At 63.2% G+C, this 21,482-nt stretch carries 20 protein-coding genes; 8 read left to right on the forward strand and 12 right to left on the reverse strand.

Annotated elements, in window-relative coordinates:
* The first annotated feature begins 75 nt into the window (after nucleotides 1-75).
* Together PCA20602_RS11305 and PCA20602_RS11310 are read left to right on the forward strand one after the other, a co-directional pair.
* The gene (locus PCA20602_RS11305) at nucleotides 76-1,287 is read left to right on the forward strand and encodes an SAM-dependent methyltransferase (protein WP_069342688.1); all 1,212 of its coding nucleotides are present in this window, start codon (nucleotides 76-78) and stop codon (nucleotides 1,285-1,287) included.
* Entirely contained in the window at nucleotides 1,254-2,456 is a 1,203-nt protein-coding gene (locus PCA20602_RS11310) for a DUF72 domain-containing protein (protein WP_425495666.1), read from the forward strand. The genes PCA20602_RS11305 and PCA20602_RS11310 overlap by 34 nt, the downstream gene beginning before the upstream one ends.
* 117 nt (nucleotides 2,457-2,573) lie before the next feature.
* Here PCA20602_RS11310 and fabV read toward each other — a convergent pair whose 3' ends face one another.
* Together fabV and PCA20602_RS11320 are read right to left on the reverse strand one after the other, a co-directional pair.
* Complete coding sequence (fabV, locus tag PCA20602_RS11315; protein ID WP_150721309.1) at nucleotides 2,574-3,767, reverse strand: enoyl-ACP reductase FabV; 1,194 nt, start codon at nucleotides 3,765-3,767, stop codon at nucleotides 2,574-2,576.
* A gap of 167 nt (nucleotides 3,768-3,934) precedes the next feature.
* Entirely contained in the window at nucleotides 3,935-5,473 is a 1,539-nt protein-coding gene (locus PCA20602_RS11320) for an MFS transporter (RefSeq protein WP_150721400.1), read from the reverse strand.
* A 479-nt stretch (nucleotides 5,474-5,952) separates the two neighbouring features.
* On the opposite strand from PCA20602_RS11320, the gene PCA20602_RS11325 reads away from it, so the two are divergent.
* Nucleotides 5,953-6,315 (forward strand): hypothetical protein, encoded by a 363-nt coding sequence (locus tag PCA20602_RS11325; protein WP_150721310.1) that lies wholly within the window; start codon nucleotides 5,953-5,955, stop codon nucleotides 6,313-6,315.
* Between the two features lie 459 nt (nucleotides 6,316-6,774).
* The gene (locus PCA20602_RS11330) at nucleotides 6,775-7,755 is read left to right on the forward strand and encodes a hypothetical protein (protein ID WP_150721311.1); all 981 of its coding nucleotides are present in this window, start codon (nucleotides 6,775-6,777) and stop codon (nucleotides 7,753-7,755) included.
* Nucleotides 7,756-7,833: 78 nt separating this feature from the next.
* On the opposite strand, the gene msrA is transcribed toward PCA20602_RS11330, so the two are convergent.
* The 10 genes from msrA to PCA20602_RS11380 all read right to left on the reverse strand — a co-directional run bounded on the left by msrA (nucleotide 7,834) and on the right by PCA20602_RS11380 (nucleotide 18,094).
* Nucleotides 7,834-8,406, reverse strand: a complete 573-nt coding sequence (gene msrA, locus PCA20602_RS11335; RefSeq protein ID WP_150721312.1) for a peptide-methionine (S)-S-oxide reductase MsrA — start codon at nucleotides 8,404-8,406, stop codon at nucleotides 7,834-7,836.
* A 270-nt stretch (nucleotides 8,407-8,676) separates the two neighbouring features.
* Nucleotides 8,677-9,633 carry a formimidoylglutamase gene (gene hutG / locus PCA20602_RS11340; protein WP_150721313.1) on the reverse strand — a complete coding sequence of 319 codons (957 nt, stop codon included), beginning with the start codon at nucleotides 9,631-9,633 and terminating at the stop codon, nucleotides 8,677-8,679.
* A gap of 127 nt (nucleotides 9,634-9,760) precedes the next feature.
* Nucleotides 9,761-10,543 carry an amino acid ABC transporter ATP-binding protein gene (locus PCA20602_RS11345; RefSeq protein WP_150721314.1) on the reverse strand — a complete coding sequence of 261 codons (783 nt, stop codon included), beginning with the start codon at nucleotides 10,541-10,543 and terminating at the stop codon, nucleotides 9,761-9,763.
* Nucleotides 10,540-11,208 (reverse strand): amino acid ABC transporter permease, encoded by a 669-nt coding sequence (locus PCA20602_RS11350; protein ID WP_069342679.1) that lies wholly within the window; start codon nucleotides 11,206-11,208, stop codon nucleotides 10,540-10,542. The genes PCA20602_RS11345 and PCA20602_RS11350 overlap by 4 nt, the downstream gene beginning before the upstream one ends.
* A gap of 206 nt (nucleotides 11,209-11,414) precedes the next feature.
* Nucleotides 11,415-12,152 carry a transporter substrate-binding domain-containing protein gene (locus PCA20602_RS11355; RefSeq protein ID WP_150721315.1) on the reverse strand — a complete coding sequence of 246 codons (738 nt, stop codon included), beginning with the start codon at nucleotides 12,150-12,152 and terminating at the stop codon, nucleotides 11,415-11,417.
* A 39-nt stretch (nucleotides 12,153-12,191) separates the two neighbouring features.
* The gene (locus PCA20602_RS11360; protein WP_069342677.1) at nucleotides 12,192-12,938 is read right to left on the reverse strand and encodes an IclR family transcriptional regulator; all 747 of its coding nucleotides are present in this window, start codon (nucleotides 12,936-12,938) and stop codon (nucleotides 12,192-12,194) included.
* Between the two features lie 266 nt (nucleotides 12,939-13,204).
* Nucleotides 13,205-14,734 carry a class I adenylate-forming enzyme family protein gene (locus tag PCA20602_RS11365; RefSeq protein WP_150721316.1) on the reverse strand — a complete coding sequence of 510 codons (1,530 nt, stop codon included), beginning with the start codon at nucleotides 14,732-14,734 and terminating at the stop codon, nucleotides 13,205-13,207.
* A gap of 168 nt (nucleotides 14,735-14,902) precedes the next feature.
* Entirely contained in the window at nucleotides 14,903-16,147 is a 1,245-nt protein-coding gene (locus tag PCA20602_RS11370; protein WP_150721317.1) for an acyl-CoA dehydrogenase family protein, read from the reverse strand.
* Between the two features lie 49 nt (nucleotides 16,148-16,196).
* Entirely contained in the window at nucleotides 16,197-17,051 is an 855-nt protein-coding gene (locus tag PCA20602_RS11375) for an alpha/beta fold hydrolase (protein ID WP_150721318.1), read from the reverse strand.
* Nucleotides 17,048-18,094 carry a 2,5-dihydroxypyridine 5,6-dioxygenase NicX family protein gene (locus PCA20602_RS11380; RefSeq protein WP_150721319.1) on the reverse strand — a complete coding sequence of 349 codons (1,047 nt, stop codon included), beginning with the start codon at nucleotides 18,092-18,094 and terminating at the stop codon, nucleotides 17,048-17,050. The genes PCA20602_RS11375 and PCA20602_RS11380 overlap by 4 nt, the downstream gene beginning before the upstream one ends.
* A 136-nt stretch (nucleotides 18,095-18,230) precedes the next feature.
* Between PCA20602_RS11380 and PCA20602_RS11385 the strand changes: the two genes are divergently transcribed.
* The 4 genes from PCA20602_RS11385 (at nucleotide 18,231) to kynU (ending at nucleotide 21,479) form a co-directional block, all read left to right on the forward strand.
* The gene (locus PCA20602_RS11385) at nucleotides 18,231-18,770 is read left to right on the forward strand and encodes a flavin reductase family protein (RefSeq protein ID WP_069342672.1); all 540 of its coding nucleotides are present in this window, start codon (nucleotides 18,231-18,233) and stop codon (nucleotides 18,768-18,770) included.
* 8 nt (nucleotides 18,771-18,778) lie between these two features.
* Nucleotides 18,779-19,225, forward strand: a complete 447-nt coding sequence (locus tag PCA20602_RS11390) for a MarR family winged helix-turn-helix transcriptional regulator (protein WP_150721320.1) — start codon at nucleotides 18,779-18,781, stop codon at nucleotides 19,223-19,225.
* A gap of 248 nt (nucleotides 19,226-19,473) precedes the next feature.
* Nucleotides 19,474-20,160, forward strand: a complete 687-nt coding sequence (kynB, locus tag PCA20602_RS11395) for an arylformamidase (protein WP_150721321.1) — start codon at nucleotides 19,474-19,476, stop codon at nucleotides 20,158-20,160.
* A 65-nt stretch (nucleotides 20,161-20,225) separates the two neighbouring features.
* Nucleotides 20,226-21,479, forward strand: a complete 1,254-nt coding sequence (gene kynU, locus PCA20602_RS11400) for a kynureninase (protein WP_150721322.1) — start codon at nucleotides 20,226-20,228, stop codon at nucleotides 21,477-21,479.
* Nucleotides 21,480-21,482 lie beyond the last annotated feature (3 nt).

Genomic DNA, 21,482 nt, shown 5'->3' on the forward strand with positions numbered 1-21,482 from the left:
GCCCGTTTGACGAGGAGACGTCACCGTGCCGACGGTACGGATTGAAGTTTTTTTGGTGACACTTGGAGCACATCCATGTTGTGGGAGAAAAAACTCGAAAACTGGGTAAGCGGCGTCAAGACATCTTCGAATCTGCCCATCCGCCTCGCGCTTTGGAACGGACAGCAATACGATTTCGGTGCCTTCGACAATCCCAGCGTAACGTTGCGCATCAATGGCCCTGCGGCCATGACGCGTCTACTGAGTCCCAGCCTCGACAATCTCGGCGAGGCCTATGTGAAGGGTGAAATCGACGTCGAGGGCAGGCTGACCGACGTCATCGACATGAGCTACGCGCTCGCCGGTAGCAGTCTCACGACTATCGGCCCGCTGGAGCGTGCCGTACGTCACTTCAATCACAGCAAGAAGTCCGACAAACGCTCGATCGAGTTTCACTACGACGTGTCGAACGAGTTCTACCAGCTCTGGCTGGACAAGAACATGGTCTATTCGTGTGCCTACTTCGAAAATGGCGACGAAGACCTCGACACGGCGCAGGAGAAGAAGATCGATCACATCCTCACCAAGATCCAGCTTCAGCCGGGGCAGACACTGCTCGACATCGGCTGCGGATGGGGCGCGCTGGTGATTCGTGCCGCCCAGAAGTTCGGTGCGAAGTGTATCGGTGTGACGCTCTCGCAGAACCAGTTCGATCTGGCGACCGAACGCGTGAAGAAGCTCGGTCTGGAAGATCAGATCGAAATCCGCATTCAGGATTATCGCGACGTGGAAGGTCAGTTCGACCGCATCACGAGCGTGGGCATGTTCGAGCACGTCGGGCGCAAGAATCTCAAAGACTACTTCGCGAAGATTTCGTCGTTGCTCAAAGACGACGGCGTCGCCATGAACCACGGCATCACGTCGACCGATCCGGATAGCGGCGAGACGGCAATGGGCGGCGGCGAATTCATCGACAAGTACGTCTTCCCGAACGGCGAGCTGCCGCACATCAGCCTGGCGCTCGAAACGATGCAGCGCGGCGGGCTGGAGGCGAGCGACGTGGAAAGCCTGCGGCGTCACTATGCGCGTACACTCACGCTCTGGTCGGAACGCTTCGAAGCTAACGCTCCGCGCCTGCGTGAGCTGGCCGGCGAAGAGCGCTTCCGGGTCTGGCGTGTGTATCTTGCCGGTTGCGCATATGCGTTCGAGCACGATCACGTGTCGATCTATCAAATCGTTTGCCGCAAGGCCGGGCAATCGGCCAGGAATCTGCCCTGGTCGCGCCGTTACATGTACGAAAACCGATGAGCCAGTTCGATCTGTTCGGCGCGCCGCCTGAGGATCTTTCGCCAGGCAAGCGCGCCGGGCAGGTCGACGACCATCGTGCGGCATCGCCCGATGCCGCCGACAGCACCGAATCCCCTCGCCGCCGTGGCGGCGTCGGTGCTGCCGACAGTCCTCCCGCCATGCACACACTGGGCAAGCACTTGCCCGGCAACATCCGCCTCGGCACCTCGTCATGGTCGTTCCCCGGCTGGAAAGGCATTGTCTGGGACGACGATTACAGCGATACCAAACTCTCACGTCAGGGACTCCCGGCATACGCGCGTCACCCTGTGCTGCGTTGCGTCGGCATCGACCGGTCGTTCTACAAACCGATGTCGATCATGGAGTATCAGAAGTACGCCGAGCAGGTGCCGAAGGACTTCCGCTTTCTCGTCAAGGCGCCGAGCGTTGTCACGGATGCCGTCGTACGGGGCGACAAGGGCGAAGGCCTGAGTGCCAATCCCTGCTTTCTCGACGCGCGCATCGCCAACGAACAATTCGTGGCGCCCTGCCTTACCGGACTCGGCCCCAAGGCTGGCGTGCTGGTGTTTCAGGTGTCGCCGTTGCCGGTCGAACTCCTGCGCGACGTGCCCGCACTGATTCAACGCATCGAAGCGTTCTTCGCCGCCCTGCCACCGCTGCCCGAAGGTGAGATAGCGCCTGACGGCACGCCGTCACCGGGGCCGTGTTACGCACTCGAGATTCGCGACGGCGCATTGCTGACCCCACGCCTCATGCGCGCGCTGGGACAGCTAGGCGTGCGCTACTGCATTGGCCTGCACGCGCGCATGCCGCATGTTGAGCGTCAGGCCGCCGCCCTCGCCCTGCTCGATGAGATGAACGCCGGCCCGCTGGTGGTCCGGTGGAATCTGAACAGCGCACACAAGTACGAACAGGCGAAAGCGAAGTACGCGCCATTCGACAAGATCGTCGATCCCGATCCGACAACGCGCGACGTGCTTGCCGCACTCGCCACACACTATGCGCTCGCGGGGCAGCCCGTCTATGTGATCGTCAACAACAAGGCGGAAGGTTCGTCTCCGCTGTCATGTCAGGCGCTGGCCGAGCGGATCTTCGAGATGTCGCAGGCGGCGCCCCCGTCCGAGACCTCCGAGACCTCCGAGACCTCCGAGAGCACGCCGGACGCCTGACGTCGCCCTCAGCGCGAAAGCGATTCCCTCAGAAACGACAATGGCCTGAGCCGGCAGTCATGCCGAACTCAGGCCATCGCTCACTATCGATCGCTAACGGGTAGAACGACGTAGCACTTACGCGACGAGGTGCGTAATCGCGACGTCCGGGTACACATCAGCCTCGTAATCGACGCCTTCGATCTCGAAACCGAACAGACGCAGGAATTCGTGCTTGTAGCCCGCGAAGTCCGTCAGTTCGTACAGGTTCTCATTCGTCACCTTGTCCCACAGCGCCGACACTTCGCCCTGCACGTCCGCTGCGAGCTCCTTCTGGTCGGTGCGCACGCGGCCTTCTTCGTCGAGTAACGGCGATGCGCTGTACAGGCTGTCCTTGTACAGGCCATAGATCTGCTCGATGCAACCTTCGTGGGTGCCCTTGGCCTTCATGACCTTGAACAGCAGCGAGAGGTAGAGCGGCATCATCGGAATGGCCGAGCTGGCCTGCGTGACCAATGCCTTGAGCACGGCAACGCGCGCGTCGCCGCCAGTCGCACCCAGCTTGGCGCGAATGCCCAGCACCTTCTCGTCCAGATCCTTCTTGGCCGCGCCAATGGAACCGTTCCAATAGATGTCGTGCGTGATCTTCTCGCCGAGATACGTGAACGCGGTCGTCTTGGCGCCCGGGGCGAGCACGCCGGCTTCAGCCAGCGCATCGATCCACATCTGCCAGTCTTCACCGCCCATGACGGCCACCGTGTTCTCGATTTCTTCCTGCGTGGCAGGCTCGAACACCGATTCCTTCACGACTTCCTTGTCCGTGTCGATGCCGCGCAGCGTCACCGACTTGCCAACCGGCTTGAGCACCGAGTTGAACACCTGACCGGTTTCCGGATGCGTGCGGCGCGGCGCGGCCAGGCTGTACACGACCAGATCGACCTGACCGAGATCGTTCTTGATCGTCTCGATGGTCTTGGCCTTGATTTCGCGGGAGAAGGCGTCGCCGTTGATGCTCTTCGCGTACAGGCCCTTTTCCGTGGCGAACTTGTCGAAGGCGGCCGTGTTGTACCAGCCCGGCGTGGCCGGTTTGGTATCGGTACCCGGACGCTCGAAGAACACCCCGAGCGTGGCGGCGTCGCTGCCGAAGGCGGACGTAATACGTGCAGCGAGGCCGTAGCCGGTCGATGCACCGATCACGAGCACCTTCTTCGGGCCGTTCGCGATGGGGCCTTGCGCCTTCACGTATTCGATCTGTTGCTTGACGTTGGCTTCGCAGCCGACGGGATGGGTGGTGACGCAGATGAAGCCGCGCACGCGTGGCTTGATGATCATGGAAACCTCGTTCACAAAATTCGGTGATGCCGGCTCACCCGGCAAACACCGCGCATTGTAAACGAGGTCGGGCCCAGCCCGGCATTTCACGGCCGTTTTGCCCTGCTAGCGGCCGATTTTGCGCCATCCGGCAATGCCGCGTCGGACAGCGCCGAGCGGCAATCGGATTATTCCGGCGCGACTACGACAGTACGGTCGACGCGCTTGGGAAATTGAATCTGCCGGATGCGACGTACGAGCAATGCTGCAACGATAGCGGCGAGCCCGGTCAGCAGCACCCCGGCATGGACGGCGCTCACGAGCGTCTGACGAGCCGTCTCGACCAGCGGCGCGCCATCGATACCCATTGCGCGCAAATCCGTGAGCAGGTCCGTTCGCAGTGCCGGGTCGATCAGAATGCGCGGATCGAGCGCCCGGGCCACCGCATGCGCGGCGAGCGTGCCGTCATAGGCCGACACCGCACCGGCGACACCTCGGGCGTACCAGTGATTGACCAGCGTGCCCACGATGGTCGTGCCCAGCATGCCGCCGACCATGCGCGTCGATTGCAGCAATGCGGTGGTGATGCCGAAGCGCTCGCGTCCGGCGATTTCCTGCCCGAACACGTTCATGTTGTTCAGGATGAAACCGATGCCGATACCGGCGCAGGCCATCGCCATCGCGAGCAGCCCGTGCGGCGTGTCGCTATGCGACAGACCGACGCCAGCCGAGGCGACCGCCAGCAGACAGAATCCGATCACCAGCATGTTCGTGGGACGCGCCAGACGCACGACAACCGGTGTGTTGATGAAGCTGCCCAGCGCGATACATGCGGCAATCGGCGTGGCAATCAGTCCGGCCGCCTGCGGGCTCAGACCAAAACCGCCTTGCAGCAACAACGGCGCGAAGAAGATCAGGGAGTACATCACGAAGCCGATCAGGACCGACAGCGTGAACAGCACCACGAGTTGCGGGTGACGGAACATGTCCAGCGGCACGATCGGATGCGTAGCGCTGCGCTCGGTACGCAGCAATGCCCAGAAACCGACGGCGACCGCCACGATCAGCGCGAGATTGCCGAGCGACGCACCGTGCGACGGCACGTTCTCGATGAAGACCTGAAAACCGCCGAGCACGACGGCGATCCACAACGCGCCGCGCCAGTCGACGCGAACGTCGCCCTTGTGCGCGGGCGGGAATTTCGGCAAATAGCGCCACACGAAGTAGAGCGCCGCCAGACCGACAGGCAGATTGACGAAGAACGTCGAACGCCAGCCGAAGTGTTCCGAGAGCAGACCGCCCAGCGACGGGCCGGCGGCGGTGCCGATACCGTACGCCGTCGTGATCACGACCTGCCAGCGCACGCGCGAGCGGGCGTCCGGAAAGAGGTCGGGCACCGACGCGAAGGCCGTGCCGACCATCATGCCCCCACCGATGCCTTGCAAACCTCGCGCGAAGACGAGGAACGGCATGTTGGGTGCCAGACCGCACAGCAGCGAGGCGAAAGTAAATGTCAGGACCGACGCGATCACGAAACGGCGACGGCCGAAGTAATCGCCAAGACGTCCGAACACCGGCACGGTCACGACGGATGCCAGCAAATATATGCTCGCGATCCAGGCGTAATACTCGAAACCTTTGAGTTCGGCGACGATGGAAGGCAGGGCGGTACTGACGACGGTCTGGTCGAGGGCGACCAGCATATTGACGAGCGCGATGCCGATCATGGCCATCAACGCATCGCGGAAAGGCAGGGGGCGCACGGCGGACTACCTGAAGACTTCATGAAGGAGAGCGGTCATTTTATGCGAAAAATAATGAATATATGAACGTTCATGCGTGGCGCGCATTTCCGGACCAAAGCCCCCGAAACCCCTTGCCAGGGGCCAATCCGCAACCTTTGATCGAGCAACGAATTTACCAGCCACAAACACTCAATGCCATCGATCAAATAATTCAACCATCGATTTCCTGGCCCACCTTCCCCCTCTCAATCCCCAAACCAAGGCGTTGTCCGATACCGCTTTCGGACGCACCTCAACCCGATTCTCGGCCTGCCCGTGCATCATCTTTCCATCGCCATCGGTGTGGATCGATGCAAATTCGGCAATTCCCGGTGCATTCGCGAAAACCGCTCTCGAACAACGGCCGCACCATCGCTCGACGCTTCGGACAGCGTCGTCGTCAATTCTCTGGAGGCACGTCAATGAAACATCGCCCTGCGCGCGAGGAATACCGTCGCTGGCTGAACGCACAGAGCGCAACTGACGGAAAGATCACGGACGCGATGAGAACGGGTATCGAAACGGCCACTGCCGCGCGTCCCGAACTTCCAGCAACGCTGCCCTTCGCCGGGTATGTCGTCTGGTTCCACACGAGTCTGACGTTTCTCGACATCCGTTTCGATCACCACCGGTTCGCCATCGTCACCCAGCAGGTGGAAAACCCCTCGGAAGCGTTCTATTTCGACCATCTCGACGCCGCCTATGGACACGCAGCGGACGTAGGCGAGCCGTGTCTGATCCTGTTTGCCGAGACGGCAGGGGCGCCGGTCAGCGTCGTCGGTTGAGCTGCCGATCCCCGACATAGCCTCGATGCCCCCCTTATCGCTTCATCGCCATTCCACTCTTTTCAAGGGAGCATGAACTATGCCGTTCCTCGCTTTGGCAATTCCGCAAACACGGGCGAACACCCCGTCGGTACCTATCGAGGCCGATGGCCAGCGACATGAGGTCGTCATCGATATGCAGGAAATCAGGAACCAACTGCCCGGGAGACCTCAGTTCGACCCCGTCGCCTCCATGCCGGTGTCGCCCTTCGCGTCGTTCCGTCCGACTTTCGAATGCCGGCCGATTCCTGTCGGCGAATACTTCGAGCGCGCACTCGCGGAACTCGCACGCTGTCGTCATCGCGACACATCGGGTCGCGCTACACGCCACAGCGCGTCACGTCAGCAGGCGCTATCGCCGCTCGACGCCAGGCAGAATGGCCTGACGTGCTCGATTCTTTGACCTGAAGGAGCGCACCCATGCACGTACCATCGCAACCGCTGCCGGGTTACTGGCCGCAACTGTCGGACTGGCAAGTCAAGGCGGGGGAAGCACCGGCCACCTCTCGTCCCGCAACGACATTTACAAGCATCAGAAATCGTTTGCCCGAAGGGCACGCCATCCGAATGGATTCGTGGAGATCGAAAGCGCATGCGGCGCCGAAGGACAACGGCTGCCGTGCCGTGCATGTGAATGAATACACACACCATGTGCTCACAGCGCTGGTCACGCCGCAGGAGGGGTGTCCGTCACGACGCTATACGCGCAATGCAGAACTGCGGAATTCGGTGGCCACCGCACTGGCACTTCACCCGCAAGGGGGCGATGCGTTGCTCGAAGCGAGACTCAAGGCGCTGGGTCTGCCGTCATTGCTGCGCGACGAACCCCAATACTTGCCGGGGACACTCGCCGCCCTTCGCTACGACGTGGGCTCGCGCATCGTGGCGATCGGCCGCAGCAAGCTGCCCGACCTCGCGGATCTCGATGCGCCGGGTGATCTCGCGCTGCATGCGGCTGGCGGGCGCGAATTGTCGTATCTCGACGGCGAAAGCCCCCACGCCGCGCAAGTCGCCCACGATCACAAACGGATTCTAGATTTCCACTACAGCGCGGCGGGCGTGTCGACGTGGCAAGCGATGCCCGATAGCGAGCGTCGTCAGGCGTCCTCGGACGATCATCAACGTCTCGATGAACGTAGACGTCACCGCACCTTCAGTGCGAGCGTTACGTCTCGCCCGCCAGAAGCCGAAGCGCCACGTATCGGCACATTCATCGAGCATCTCGAACAATGCCGGCAGCGCCGCGAACCCTCGCGGATGCGAAGCAAGCCAAAGGGAAGAATTCCGATTTCGCACGACTCGGAGGCGCAACGAATGCGGCGTAAGGCATCGAAGCCCACGCCGCCCCCCTATCCGCTTTCGCCGCACCACGACGCGCTCTACAACTGCACGCTGCTTTGACTGGCCGCCTGGGCGGCCGGTCGATCGCGGGATGACGCAGGATGACGCCGGATAAGATAACGGGCGTCGGTCAGGAACTCACGCCGCCGGCTTGAGGCGGCGGGCGAACTTCTCGCGGAATTTCTTGAGCTTCGGTGCGACGACGTAAGCGCAATAGCCCTGGTCGGGATGTTGGCGGAAATAGTTCTGGTGATAAGCCTCGGCCGGCCAGAACGTTTGCACGGGCACGACCTGCGTGACGATGGGGTGCTGATACGTCATCTCGGCCATCAGCTCGGCGATGAGATGATCGGCAGCCGTCTTTTGCACGTCGTTGTGATAGAAGATCGCCGAGCGGTATTGGGTGCCGATGTCGTTGCCCTGACGATTGAGCGTGGTCGGATCGTGGATCTGGAAGAACACGATCAGAATTTCCTCGAACGTGACGACGTCCGGATCGTAGGTCACCTGTACCACTTCGGCGTGACCCGTATCACCCTCGCAAACCTGCTCGTACGTGGGGTTATCGACGTGCCCGCCTTCGTAGCCCGAGACGACGGACTTCACGCCGTCCAGTTGCTGATAGCAAGCTTCGAGGCACCAGAAACAACCACCAGCCAGCGTGGCGACTTCGGTACGGGTATCGCTCGGAGAGTTCGTCTGCTCTGTCATCTTGACCTCGCTTGTCGACTGCGTTCGTGCGTGCGCGTCAGTGAGCGGTTGTGCGCCCGGCCGTGTCGCACTGCACCAAACAAATAGGGCGGGCGATCGATGGTTCGATCGCCCGCCCTATTGTCGCGCAGAAGTCTCGCGAATGGCGCAAATAACCTTTCAGGCCGCTCAGTCGCCCTGCCACGCTACGGCTGCGCCTTGTGTTCGCCGCCCATACCGGCTTGCACCGTCGAATCGGGCGTCAGCACAAGCGCCACCGATAACGGCGAGTCAGTCCTGCAACTGCGTGATCAGCGGATGCAGCAGACGCGCGCCGACACGTGCGGTGAGGCCGTCGCGGTCGTACGTCGGGTTGTACTCGGCAATGTCCGCCACGCGCAGCTTGCCCGAACGACGCACCACACCGATCAACGCCTCGACGACTTCGAGCGCCACGCCGTGTGCCGCCGGCGCCGACACGCCCGGCGCCTTCTCGCCCGGCAGCACGTCCATGTCGATGGTCAGATAAACGTGGCTCACCTTCGCCAGTTTCTTCTCCAGACGCTCGCACATTTCCGGCAGACGGTGCGCGAGCATCGTGTCGTCGAGCCAGTAGTCGACGTTCAGCGACGCCGCACGCTCGAACAGCGCTTCGGTATTGCTGTAGCGGCTCACGCCGAGACAAGCATACTGAAACGGTGCCTGGCGCCCCGCGAGCAACTGCGAGATCTGCCAGAACGGCGTACCCGAGCTGGCGGTCGGCTGGGCGCGAAGATCGAAGTGTGCGTCGAAGTTGAGAATCAGGATCGGCTCGTCGCGCAGACGGTCGCCGTAATGTTCGGCCACCCCGAGGAACGTGCCGTAAGCGATTTCATGTCCGCCGCCCAGCACCACCGGACGCGCCCCCGCGGCCAGCACTTCCGCCACACGATGCCCCAGCGCCGCTTGCGCCGCTTCGAGACGCTCGTCGGCACAGACGATGTTGCCGCCGTCGAACACCGCCGGCGTGCCCTGCACCGGCAGACTCGCCAGTGCCCGACGCAGCATGTCCGGACCTGCCACGGCCCCCTGACGCCCATGGTTGCGACGCACGCCCTCATCACTGCAGAAGCCCAGCACCACGGCGCCACCGGCGACTTCAGATGCATCGCACGCATCGTAGTCCCGCAGCACCTGATGCAAACGCAGCGTGTGACCGGTTTCGCCGGTATCCACACGGCCTTGCCAGACTGCTCGATCGATTGTCATACGTTTTCCTGCCTTGCCTTGCCTGATCGTTGCCGAATTACCGTACTGCTCACATGTCACCCGCGGATCGCACGCTCTCGGCGCGCGCGAATGTCACGTCATCACCTCTTCACGCCTGCTGTACGAATTACGCCGAACGCGAAATCACGGCTTGCAGGAATTCGCGCGTACGCGCTTCGCGCGGTGCGGTGAAGATCTGCTCCGGCGAACCGGCTTCGATGATCCGGCCCTGATCCATCACGACCACCACATCGGCGACTTCACGGGCGAAACCCATTTCGTGCGTGACGACGAGCATGGTCATCCCGTCGTTCGCGAGTGCCTTCATCACTTGCAGCACTTCGCCGACGAGTTCCGGATCGAGTGCAGACGTCGGTTCGTCGAACAGCATGACCTGCGGCTGCATGGCAAGCGCGCGGGCAATCGCCACACGCTGCTTCTGGCCGCCAGAGAGCGTGCCCGGGTAGACGTCGGCCTTCGCGGCGAGACCGACCTTGGCGAGCAGTTCGCGGGCCAGCTTGTCGGCATCGGCACTCTTCAGGCCGCGCAGCTTCTTCGGCGCGAGCGTCACGTTATCGAGCACGCTCAGATGCGGAAACAGGTTGAACGACTGGAACACCATGCCCACGTCCGTGCGCAACTGGTTCAAGGCGTTCTCGCCCATCATCTTGCCGTGATCGACGAGCTTCTTGCCGACGATCTCGATGGTGCCCTGCTCGGCCGTCTCCAGCCCGTTGCAGCAACGCAGGAACGTGCTCTTGCCCGAGCCGCTGGGGCCGATGACCACCACGACCTGACGCGCCTGAACTTCGAAATCGATGCCCTTCAGGACCTGATGGCTGCCGTAGGCCTTGCCCAGCCCTTCGATCTTCAGGATCGGGGCTTTGCCCGCTTGATTCACTTCGCTCATTGCACGGCACCTCCGGCACGCAGGGACTTCTCGGCGCGCTGCAGCAACAGCGTGGTGACACCGGTCAGAATCAGATAAACAAAAGCAATCGCCAGATACACTTCCAGCGAGCGATACGACACGCTGATGATCTTCTGGCCTTCGTGCATCACGTCGTGAATCGTCAGCAGCGACACGAGGGCAGAGTTCTTGATCAGCGCGATGAATTCATTGCCCAGCGGCGGAATCATGCGCACGACAGCCTGCGGCAGAATCACCGAGCGCATGGCCAGACCGTACGGCATGCCCAGCGAGCGGGCGGCTTCCATCTGGCCGCGCTCGATCGACTGGATTGCGCCGCGCACGATTTCCGAGACGTAAGCACCGCTGTAGATGCCCAGCCCCAGCACACCGCACACGAACGCGGGCAGCAGAATGTTGAACTGCGGCAGACCAAAGAACAGGATGAAGAGCTGCACCAGCAGCGGCGTGCCACGAATGAACGTGACGTATGCGGTACAGATGCCGTAGCGAATGCGGTTAGCGGGGTTGAGGCGGCCCATGCCGACCAGCAAGCCCAGCACACAGCCCAGTGCCAGGGCACAGGCAGTGACTTCGACGGTCACCAGCGCGCCACGCGCCAGATCCGTCCAGTTTGCCCACACCGGCGAGAAATCGAGTTCCATGCGTACTCCGTCAGTTGCTCTACTGCGCTAATGCTTTATTGCTTGGGCGGGCGACGTCGCCCTGCGAAGGGTGACGGCCAGCCCGCCCGGGTAGTGCTCAGGGTGACGACGTGGGCGAGGTCGCCCCGGATCGGTGCGACGGTTCGCACGTCGTCGTACCCTGACGTCAGACCTTAGTCAGACCTTAGTCAGACCTGAGTCAGACCTTACTTCGACGAACCGAAGTACTTGGTGACGAGTGCGGCGTAAGTGCCGTCGGCACGCACCTTTTCCAGCGCCTTGTTCATCTCTTCGGTCAGCGCCTTGTCGTCCTTACGCAGGGCGAAGCCGTAGCGCTCGACGGTCAGCGTCTTGTCGAGCACCTTCACGACCGGATTGGCCTTCGCGTACAGCAGCGCAGCCGGCTTGCCGGTCACGGCCGCATCGGCACGGCCGATCTTCACGAGTTCGAACATCTGGTCGTTCTTCTCGACTTCCACGCGCGAGACCTTCGGGTAGTTTTCCGTCAGGAACTGCACCGACTTCGTACCGACCTGCACCGAGACCTTCTTGCCGTTCAGATCGGCCGGTTCCTTGATGCTGGTGTTGTCAGCCTTGACCATGATGGCCAGACCGCCGGTGTAGTACGGATGCGTGAAGTTCACGGCCTTCAGGCGTTCGTCGGTGATGTAGATCGCCGAAGCGGCCACGTCGACACGCTTGGACAGCACGGCCGGGATCAGGCCCTTGAAATCGATATCCGTCCACTCGATCTTCTTGCCCATGGCCTTGCCGAGCGCTTCGATCATTTCCACGTCGAAGCCGGTACGCTTACCGTTTTCCACGTATTCGAACGGCGGGAAGGTCGCGTCGGTGGCAACACGCAGCACGTCGTCGGCAGCGAAAACCTTGGTCGAGCAGGTGACGGCCAGCGCCATCGTGAACAGGATGTGACGCAATTTCATCTGGTACTCCTTCGTGTAGTCTCGGTTCGGAAAAACCGGTTAAAAGTACTGCAATCGATTCGAAATACGCTCAGCTGCCGCCACCGTCAGGCGGATCAGCTCCTCGTGGCGCTGCGCCACACGCACGGCCGGCGCCATCAGGGTGATGGTGCCTTCCAGACGTTCCTTCGCGGCAAACACCGGGGCCGACACGCCCCACACGCCGAAGTCCACTTCGCTCTCCGACACGGCATACCGCTGCTTGCGAATCTCTTCGATCTGCGCAACGAGACGCTCCTGCGCAACCGGCTGCCCCGCCAGTTGGCGGCCGATCAGGTTATCGCGGGTGGTCTGGGGAAGGAAGGAGAGCAAGGCCTTGGCCGACGCGCCGTGCACCAGCGGGTGCGCACGTCCCTTGGCGAACGAGCAACGCAGCGACTGCTCGCTCTCGTGCATGTCGAGGCAGACGACCTGACCGTTCGCGGCGACGAGCAGACCGACGGTCTCCCCGGTGCGCTGCACGAGGGCGTCGATCTCTTCACGCGCCTGGGTGACTAGATGCGAGTTGTGGTCGAAACCCCACGCCAATTGCACGCCAACCGGCCCCGGTTCATAGAGCGCCTCATGGGCATGCTCTTGCACCAGGCCCCACTTCTTGAGCGGCACGAGGTGGCGGTAAACCGTAGAGAGCGGCAGGCTCGTTTGCGCGGCGATCTCGCGTGCCGCGATCGGGCGTCCATGACGCGCCACAGTCACAAGGACTTGCAGTACGCGCTCGGAGACCGAATGCGCTTCGGTGGTGTCCATCGTCTTCAAAAACTAAAGAAAGCAAAAAAACCGGCAGGCGGTGCCGCCGATGACGACATGGGCGCTATCTTGCGATGCAATTCCCAAAGTAAAAAATACGATTCTCAGCGGATGGTAACAAATTGGGAGATTACGCATAGGGACTTTCCCTTATGCACCGCGTAAGCCGAGCATAAAAAAACGCCGAGTCCCTTGTGTGACAAGGCGATCGGCGTTATTAAGCAAAAACTGAATAAAGATTCTGATTAGCGAATCCGGGTAGACATTTACGAATCCGGGCCGTCGGATAGCCACTCGATGAGAATCGGTTTTTGCACTTTCCCAAGGGCGCTCTTGGGCAGGATGTCGAAAACGACCACGCGCCGCGGCAGTTTGAAGCGTGCAATGCGCGTGCCGAGGAAGTCGAGCACCGACGCCTGCGTCGCGGGCGAGTCCGCCGTCGGCACGACCACGGCAACGGGCACTTCACCCCATCGCTCGTCCGGCACCCCCACGACCGACGCTTCCATCACGCCCGGGCAGTCGACCAGCGCGTTCTCGATCTCCGCCGGGTAAATGTTCTCGCCGCCCGAGATGATCATGTCCTTGCTGCGGCCAACGACCTCGTAACAGCCGTCCTCGCGCAGTCGTGCGAGGTCGCCCGAGTGAAACCAGCCGTCTGCGAACGACACGTGACCGGGCGCGCGCCAGTACTCGCGCATGACGTTCGGCGCACGCACCAGAATCTCGCCGACGTGGCCGGGCGGCACGTCCTGCCCTGCCGCATCGACCAGACGCACTTCCACGCCCGGACACGCACGTCCCACCGCGCCGGGATGCGCCTTCGCTTCGCCGAAGCGCAGCGCGATCGACACCGGCCCGGTTTCCGTCGCGCCATACACCTGCCCCAGCGGAATGCCTCGCGCGTGAAAGGCGTCAATGGCAGACATCGGTACGACACTCGATCCGGCCATCACGCCACGCAGCGACGAGACGTCTGTCGTCGCCCACATCGGGTGCATCTGTACGGCGCGCATCGTGGCGGGCACCATCAGCGACAGCGTCGGGCGATGTCGGGCGACGTCTGCGAGCCACGCCGCCGGATCGAAGCGAGGGTGCAGCGTGACGCTGGCGCCCCGCAACAGCGCCGGGAGCGTCTGAATGCACAGACCGCCGACGTGGAACATCGGCAGCGTCGAGAGCACATGATCGTCGGCGCGCATGTCGTGCGACCACCAGCTCGCCTCGGCATTGGCCAGCAATCCAGCCTGCGTATGCAGCGCGCCTTTGGGCTCCCCCGTCGTGCCGGAGGTATACGCGAGCAGCACAGGCGCGTCGGGCGAGACGTCGGGGTAATGGACCGGTTTGACGGACGGTACTGCGATCAGGCCTTCGATCGGCGCGATGGCGGGCGGCGGCAAATCGGTGATGACGTCCTGTTCCAGCGTGTCGCGGATCTGGCGCGCGGCGTCACGATGCGCCGCGTCGAACCACAGCACGCGCACGCCCGCATGGCGCACGATCGCGGCCAGTTCGGGCACGGCAAGACGGAAATTGAGCGGCAGAAAGATGGCGCCGGCCCGCGCGCAGGCGAACAGCAGCGCCAGTTGCAGTTCGTCGTTCAGACCGAGGCACGCGACGCGATCGCCGGGGGCGATGCGCCATGTCTCACGCAGATGACCGCCTACGCGCTCGATGCGCCGCCATAGCGCGGCGTAGTCCGTCGTCCGGGCTTGCTCACCCACGCCGCACCGCAGCGCCAGCCGCTCGGGCGTGGCGCGCGCATGACGGGCAAGCGCTTCTACAAAAGGCGTCAACTTGTTCTCCGTGACAAGAGAGACGGCAAGGCGCTTGTCGCCTCGCCGTTTCGCTGAACCACTGACCTGCCGATTTTCTTGCGATCTGTCGTCGACTTGCCGACTTACCAACTTGCCAACGCATAACCTCGTCGAGCACTCACCGATGACCCGACGCGTTCGCCGCGATTACTCGTCGCGCTCGCCCGGCTCATAGAGCGCTTCGCGCCCGATACGGTCGAGGCACAGCTCCGCCGTCCACGGCAGCATCAGCGCACCGCAGCGCGAGTCGCGATACATGCGTTCGAGCGGCAGCGTCTTGAGCATCGACTGTCCGCCACACGTGCGAATCGCGAGGCGGCACAACTCATTCGCATTCTCCATGATCGTGTACTGCGCCGCATAGGCGCGCAGACGCGCTTGCTTGCCCGGATCGGCACGACCGTCCTGCAACGCGCGCAGGAACAACGCGCGCGTCTGCTCCAGCATGATGTGCATTTGCGCGACGGCGATCTGCTTGGTCGGATACATACGGCGCTTGACCGGCGCGCCCATGCCTTCGGCTTCGCCGCGCAGATAGCGCACGGTGAAGTCGTAGGCGGCCTGCGCGATCCCCATGTACGTCGGCGCGAGCGTCATGAACATGTGAGGCCAGCGGCTCGCTGCCTGATAGTAGACACCGCGCGGCATCAGTTGCAGTTCGTCGGCAACGAACACGTCCTTGAACAGCAGCGTACGCGAGACGGTGCCACGCATGCCGAGCGGGTCCCAGTCGCCGGTGACGGTCACGCCCGGGGCGTCGCCCGGCACGGCGATGTAGAACGTGTCTTTCATTGACAGTTCGGGCTTCTCTTCCGTGCAGAGCACGCCGTAGTAGTTCGCGGCACCGGAGAGCGACGCGAAGATCTTGCGGCCATTGATGAGCCAGCCGCCGTCGACCTTCGTCGCGGTGGTGCCAAACGGCGCCTTGCCTGCGGCGGCCGCGCTGCCCTCGGAGAACGGTTGCGCGTAAATCGCACCGTCCTGGATCACGCGCTCGAAGTGATGCTTGCGATATCCCGCGTGCTCGGCGCGTTGCTCGGGGGTCATGTCGAGATCGTCGGCCAGAATGCCCGTCCACATCATCGAGCACGTATGCATGTTGAACGTGAGCGCCGTCGCGCCGCAATGGCGCCCCAGCTCGGCGGACACCATCATGTACGTGGCGAAGTCGGCGCCCAGACCGCCGTCCGCTTCGGGAATGCATAGCTTGAGCAGGCCGGCCGCGCGCATGTCGTCGTAGTTCTCGAACGGGAACGACGCTTCGCGATCCCAGCGAGCGGCGCGCGGCGCGAGGGACTCGCGTCCTACCTGTTCGGCCAGCGCCAGCAGGCGCCGCTGCTTGTCCGTGAGCGGGTAGTGCTCGCCGACGATCGAAGGGGGCTGATAGGCCACGGTAGTCTCCTGATAGGTTCTTGGGGTGCCTGATGTGGGTAGGCAGTGGCTAGAGCGCCGAGAGGAACGCTTGCACCTCGGCGTCGAATGCCGCCGGATGCGTGAGATTCATGAGATGACCCGCGCCGGGCAGACAGACGTAACGTGCGTCGGGAATGGCCTCGGCCATGCGTGCCATCACCTTCGGCGGTGCGTTGTTGTCGTGCTCACCGGCAATGAGCAGCACCGGCACGGACAGACGCGTCAGCGCGGCACGCTGCTCGAAGCCGACGAGCGCCTGCAATGCCGCACGGTAGGCGTCGGGCGTGAGTGCGCCCATGGCATCGACGGCCAGCGCCTGCGCCTGTTCACGGGTGACGTCGTCGGGCTCGCCCAGCATGCCCGGCACGATCGCCTGCGCCATCTCGCGCAGGGTCTTGCCCGCATCGAGCGGCGCGGTGCGTTGGCGCACGAATTCGCGCTGAAAATCGCCGTCCGGCTTGCCGAACGCGGGCGATGTGCCACACAGCACGAGGCCCGCAATATCGTGGGTGAAGGGCTCGCCGCGTGACATCAATTCCTGCACGACCATGCCGCCCATGCTGTGACCGACGAGCACGAACCGCGAAGCGCCGAGCGACGTCAGACGGTCGAGCAACGCGCGCAGGCTGTCGGCGAGCGCCGCCATCGTCGGCGCGGCGGGCATGGCGCTTTCGCCGTACCCCGGCATGTCCCAGGCCACCACGCGATAGCCCGCCGCGACGAACGTCGCGAACTGAGCGGGCCAGACATCACGATTGCCGCCGATGCCGTGCAGCAGCACGAGCGTGAGCGGACCCTCGCCCGCAACACGATAGGTTGGACAGGCCGGACCGTCAGGCTGACCGGACTGCGTGGATGATGTTGGCGGAACGGGCGTCGTCATGCGAACTCGCCTTGCAGTTCGCCGTCGCGCACGACGACGTCGCCATCGAGCGAGATCGTGCATTTGCGCAGCGGCAGATCGAAGTGGCCCAGCGTGTGGCGACCGGCGACTTCGTTGGCCCCCGTCGAATAGAGGAAGTTGCCTGCGAAGGCGCGCTGCTCCGTACCGTTGCAGTCGCGCTTGTCGTAGCAGGCGAGCGCATCCCAGCGCGCGCGCTGGTTCAGACCGAAGCCGACGTGCGAGACGGCGTACGCCTCGCGATCGCCCCAGGCGGCAAAGTAGTCGCGCATGAGATCGACGTCGACGCCCTCGCCGTCGATGGCGACGACATAATCGTCCTCGACGGTGAGCGCAATGCGATCGCGCAAATACTGTTTGAAGGTGAGGTTGATGTCGCCCGGCGCGAGCACGAGCTGGCCGCTCACGCTGTGCGCGGCGGGGAAGGCCAGCGCCAGTCCGCCGGGCCAGTGCGCGACCTGCCCGGGCTTGGCACACCAGCCCCACACGCCGCCTACGCGCGCGTCGCGAAGTCCGATGCGCAGATCGGTACCGGCGGCAGACGTCACATGCATCTGTGCTGCACTGCGCAAGCGCTTGATCGCGGCACGCACCTTCGGCTCCAGCGCCGGGTCGGTCGCGCAGCGCTCCAGAATCTCGGGATGTTCGTTGGAGACCATCAGCACGCGCGCGCCGCCGCCCAGGATGTCGGGCAATTCGGGGGCATGCAGCAAGCCTTCGACTGTGCAGTCGACAACGAGGGTCGCAGCCTTGAGGGCCGCCACGACGGGGGCGAGTTGCCCCAGGGCGTCGCTCGCGCCGGTCGAGCGCACGGGCACCGGTGCAGACACGCGCGGGCTGGGCACGACCAGCCGGAATGGCCTTGCGCCAAGCGACTCGGCGGCCAGTTGCGCTAATTCCACGTTGACAGGCCGGGATTGGGTTTCAGCTACAATCGCCACCACGTCACCGGGTCGTATGTCGCAGCGCCGCAAAGTCTCGGCAAATACGTCGATCCACTTATGCTCGATTCGCTCGATCAGCATATCGTCTCCTGAGCGCCTGACCTTCTCGCCCCGAAAGGGAGCCATGTTTGGCCATCACGCGTCTTGTCGATCTGTTGTTCGTGCCATAGTATATGAATATTCATACAAATCAACCCGATCAAATTTACCGGACGCAATGGACGGGAGTGCAGGGAAAGTGAACGTCAAACACGCCACAGCGCCGGACTTCGACAGCGCGGCTTTTCGCAGTGCGCTCGGTCAATTCGCCACCGGTGTCACCGTCATCACCACGCGGGCCGACGATGGCTCGCTCATCGGCATTACCGCCAGTTCGTTCAACTCGGTGTCGCTCACGCCGCCACTCATCTTGTGGAGTCTGGCCACGCGAGCCGGCAGCATGCCTGTCTTCCGTGAAAACTCGCACTATGCGGTGAATGTGCTGGCGGCCGATCAACTCGACCTGTGCAAGCGCTTCGCCACGATGAAGGGCGACCGGTTCGCGGGCGTGCCGTACACGCTGTCGGCGTCGGGTACGCCGGTGCTCGACGGCGCGCTCGCCTGGTTCGAATGCCACAACCGCAGCCGGTACGACGAGGGCGACCATGTCATCTTCGTGGGCGAAGTCGAGCGTTGCGGTGTGCATGAGGAAGTGGCGGATCGCATGCCGCTGATCTTCCACGCTGGCGGCTTCCACAAGCCGCAGTCGCTGGGCTGAGGCGCGCGATGTCCGTGGCGGGCGCGCCGTTCGTCGACGACTATCTGGCGTATCTGCTCGCCCGCGCGAGCGCGCTCGTCTCGGACGAATTCCATCGTGAAGTCGCCGCCGCCGGTCTGGGCGTGCTGGAGTGGCGCGTGCTCGCTACGCTCTCCGACGCCCGGGCGCGTACCGTCAATCAACTCGCGGACATCGTGCTTGCCAAGCAGCCCACGGTCACCAAGGTCATCGACCGGCTCGAGGCGGCGGGGTATGTCGTGCGGGGTGCGAGTGCCACCGACAAGCGCCAGTCGCTCGTGTCGCTGACCGAGGCGGGCGTCGTTCACGTCACGCCGCTGCTCGATAGTGCACGCCGTCATGAAGCGCATGTGCTTGTGCGGTTTGGCGAGACGCAATCGGCGCAGTTGAAGGACTCGCTGCGCGAACTCATCCAGCAGATGACACAGGGCCGGTAGTCGCAGACGCGATTTGCCCCAGCGCTCCTACGCTATCCCGCGCCCCTGCCTGAGCGCCCTGTCCGAATTCTGTCGAACTCGCATCGAATTCGATCAATTTCGCGAAAATTAAAATAATCCACCGCGAAAATGGCAAAAATGTTTGCCAGGTTTCAATCTGACGTTTCGCGCCCTTCGAATACGCAAGCACCTGCGGCAAGGAATTTCCTACACTATGTGGGACTTTTCCTTTCACAAAACGCTTGCGCATGAACGCTTCGAACGTTTCGAACGCCTCGGACAAAACCGTCGCACACGCCCAGACTCGCGAGCGTCGCGTGTGGGATATCAGCGCGCCGCTCTCGGCCAGCACGCCGGTGTGGCCGGGCGACACCCCGTTCACCGAGGAGGCCGTCTGGCAGATCGGCCCGGGCTGCCCGGTCAATGTGGGGCGCATCACGTTGTCGCCGCACACCGGCGCCCATGCCGACGCCCCACGTCACTACGACGATGCCGGTGCGTTCATCGGGGAAGTCGATCTTCAGACGTATCTGGGGCCGTGCCGGGTGATTCACTGCCTCGGCGCCGCGCCGGTCGTCACGCCCGAGATGGTCGAAGCGCACCTGAAGGATGTGCCGTCGCGCGTGCTGCTGCGCACCTATGCGCACGCCCCCGTCGCGCAGTGGGATAGCGCCTTCTGCGCGGTTGCGCCCGAGACCATCGATCTGCTTGCCTCGCACGGCGTGAAGCTCGTGGGCATCGATACGCCGTCGCTCGATCCGCAGGAGAGCAAGACGATGGACGCGCACCACCGCATTCGCGCGCATCGCATGGCGATTCTCGAAGGGCTGGTGCTCGACGCCATCGAGCCTGCCGATTACGAACTCATTGCCCTGCCGCTCAAGTTCATGCGACTCGACGCCAGCCCGGTTCGCGCCGTGCTGCGTTCGCTCTGAGCGTCATCGCACACCGTTTTTTGCTTCGATTGCCTTTACAACATCCACACCTACCAACGCAAACCATGACGTCTTCTCGCAACGATTGTCTGGCCCTCGACTCGGCCGATCCGCTCGCTCCGCTACGCGCCCAATTCGATCTGCCGCCGGGGGTCATCTATCTCGATGGCAACTCGCTGGGGGCGCGTCCGATCGCATCGGCCAAGCGTGCCCAGGAAGTGATTACCGCGGAATGGGGCGTGGGTCTCATTCGCAGCTGGAACGAAGCCGACTGGTTCGCGCTGCCGCGCACGCTGGGTGATGCGCTGGCGCCGATCGTCGGCGCGGGCAAGGGGGAAGTCGTGGTGACGGACACCACGTCGAGCAACCTGTTCAAGGTGATGGCCGCGGCGCTCGACGCACAGCGCGCACGCGCGCCGCAGCGCAAGGTCGTCGTCTCCGAGCGCAGCAACTTCCCGACCGATCTGTACATCGTGCAGGGCCTGACACGTCTGCTCGACGACGGCTACTCGCTGCGTCTGATCGACTCGCCGGACGAACTGCAAAGCGCGCTGGGCGACGACGTCGCCGTGGCCCTGCTCACGCACGTGAACTACCGCACCGGCGCGATGTACGACATGGCGGCACGTACGGCGCAGATTCATGCGTCCGGCGCGTTGGCGGTGTGGGATCTGTGTCACTCGGCAGGTGCCGTGCCGGTCGACCTGAATGGCGCGAACGCGGACTACGCCGTGGGTTGCACGTACAAGTACCTGAACGGCGGCCCGGGCGCGCCTGCGTTCGTATGGGTCAACAAGAAGCATCAGGACACGTTCTGGCAGCCGCTGTCGGGCTGGTGGGGTCACCGCACGCCGTTCGCGATGACGCCGGAATACACGCCGGACGACGGCATCGGCCGTTACCTTTGCGGCACGCAGCCGATCGTCTCGCTCTCGCTGGTCCAATGTGGTCTGGACATCTTTGCGCAGACGTCGATGCAGGCGTTGCGCAGCAAGTCGCTCGCACTCACCGACCTGTTCATCAAGCTGGTGGAGGAGCGTTGCGCCGAATTCCCGTTGACGCTGGTCACGCCGCGCGACCATGCGGCGCGTGGGTCGCAGGTGAGCTTCGAGCATCCGGAAGGGTTTGCCGTGATTCAGGCGTTGATTGCGCGGGGCGTCATCGGCGACTACCGCGAGCCGCGCATCATGCGTTTCGGCATGACGCCGCTGTACACGAGCTTTGCCGACGTCTGGGATTCGGTCGAAATTCTGCGCGACGTGCTGAGCACGGGTTCCTGGGACAAGCCCGAGTTTCATCGTCGTGGCACGGTGACCTGAGCG

Origin of the sequence: Pandoraea capi (assembly GCF_902459735.1) — a bacterium.
In the GTDB taxonomy this organism is placed as follows: domain Bacteria; phylum Pseudomonadota; class Gammaproteobacteria; order Burkholderiales; family Burkholderiaceae; genus Pandoraea; species Pandoraea capi.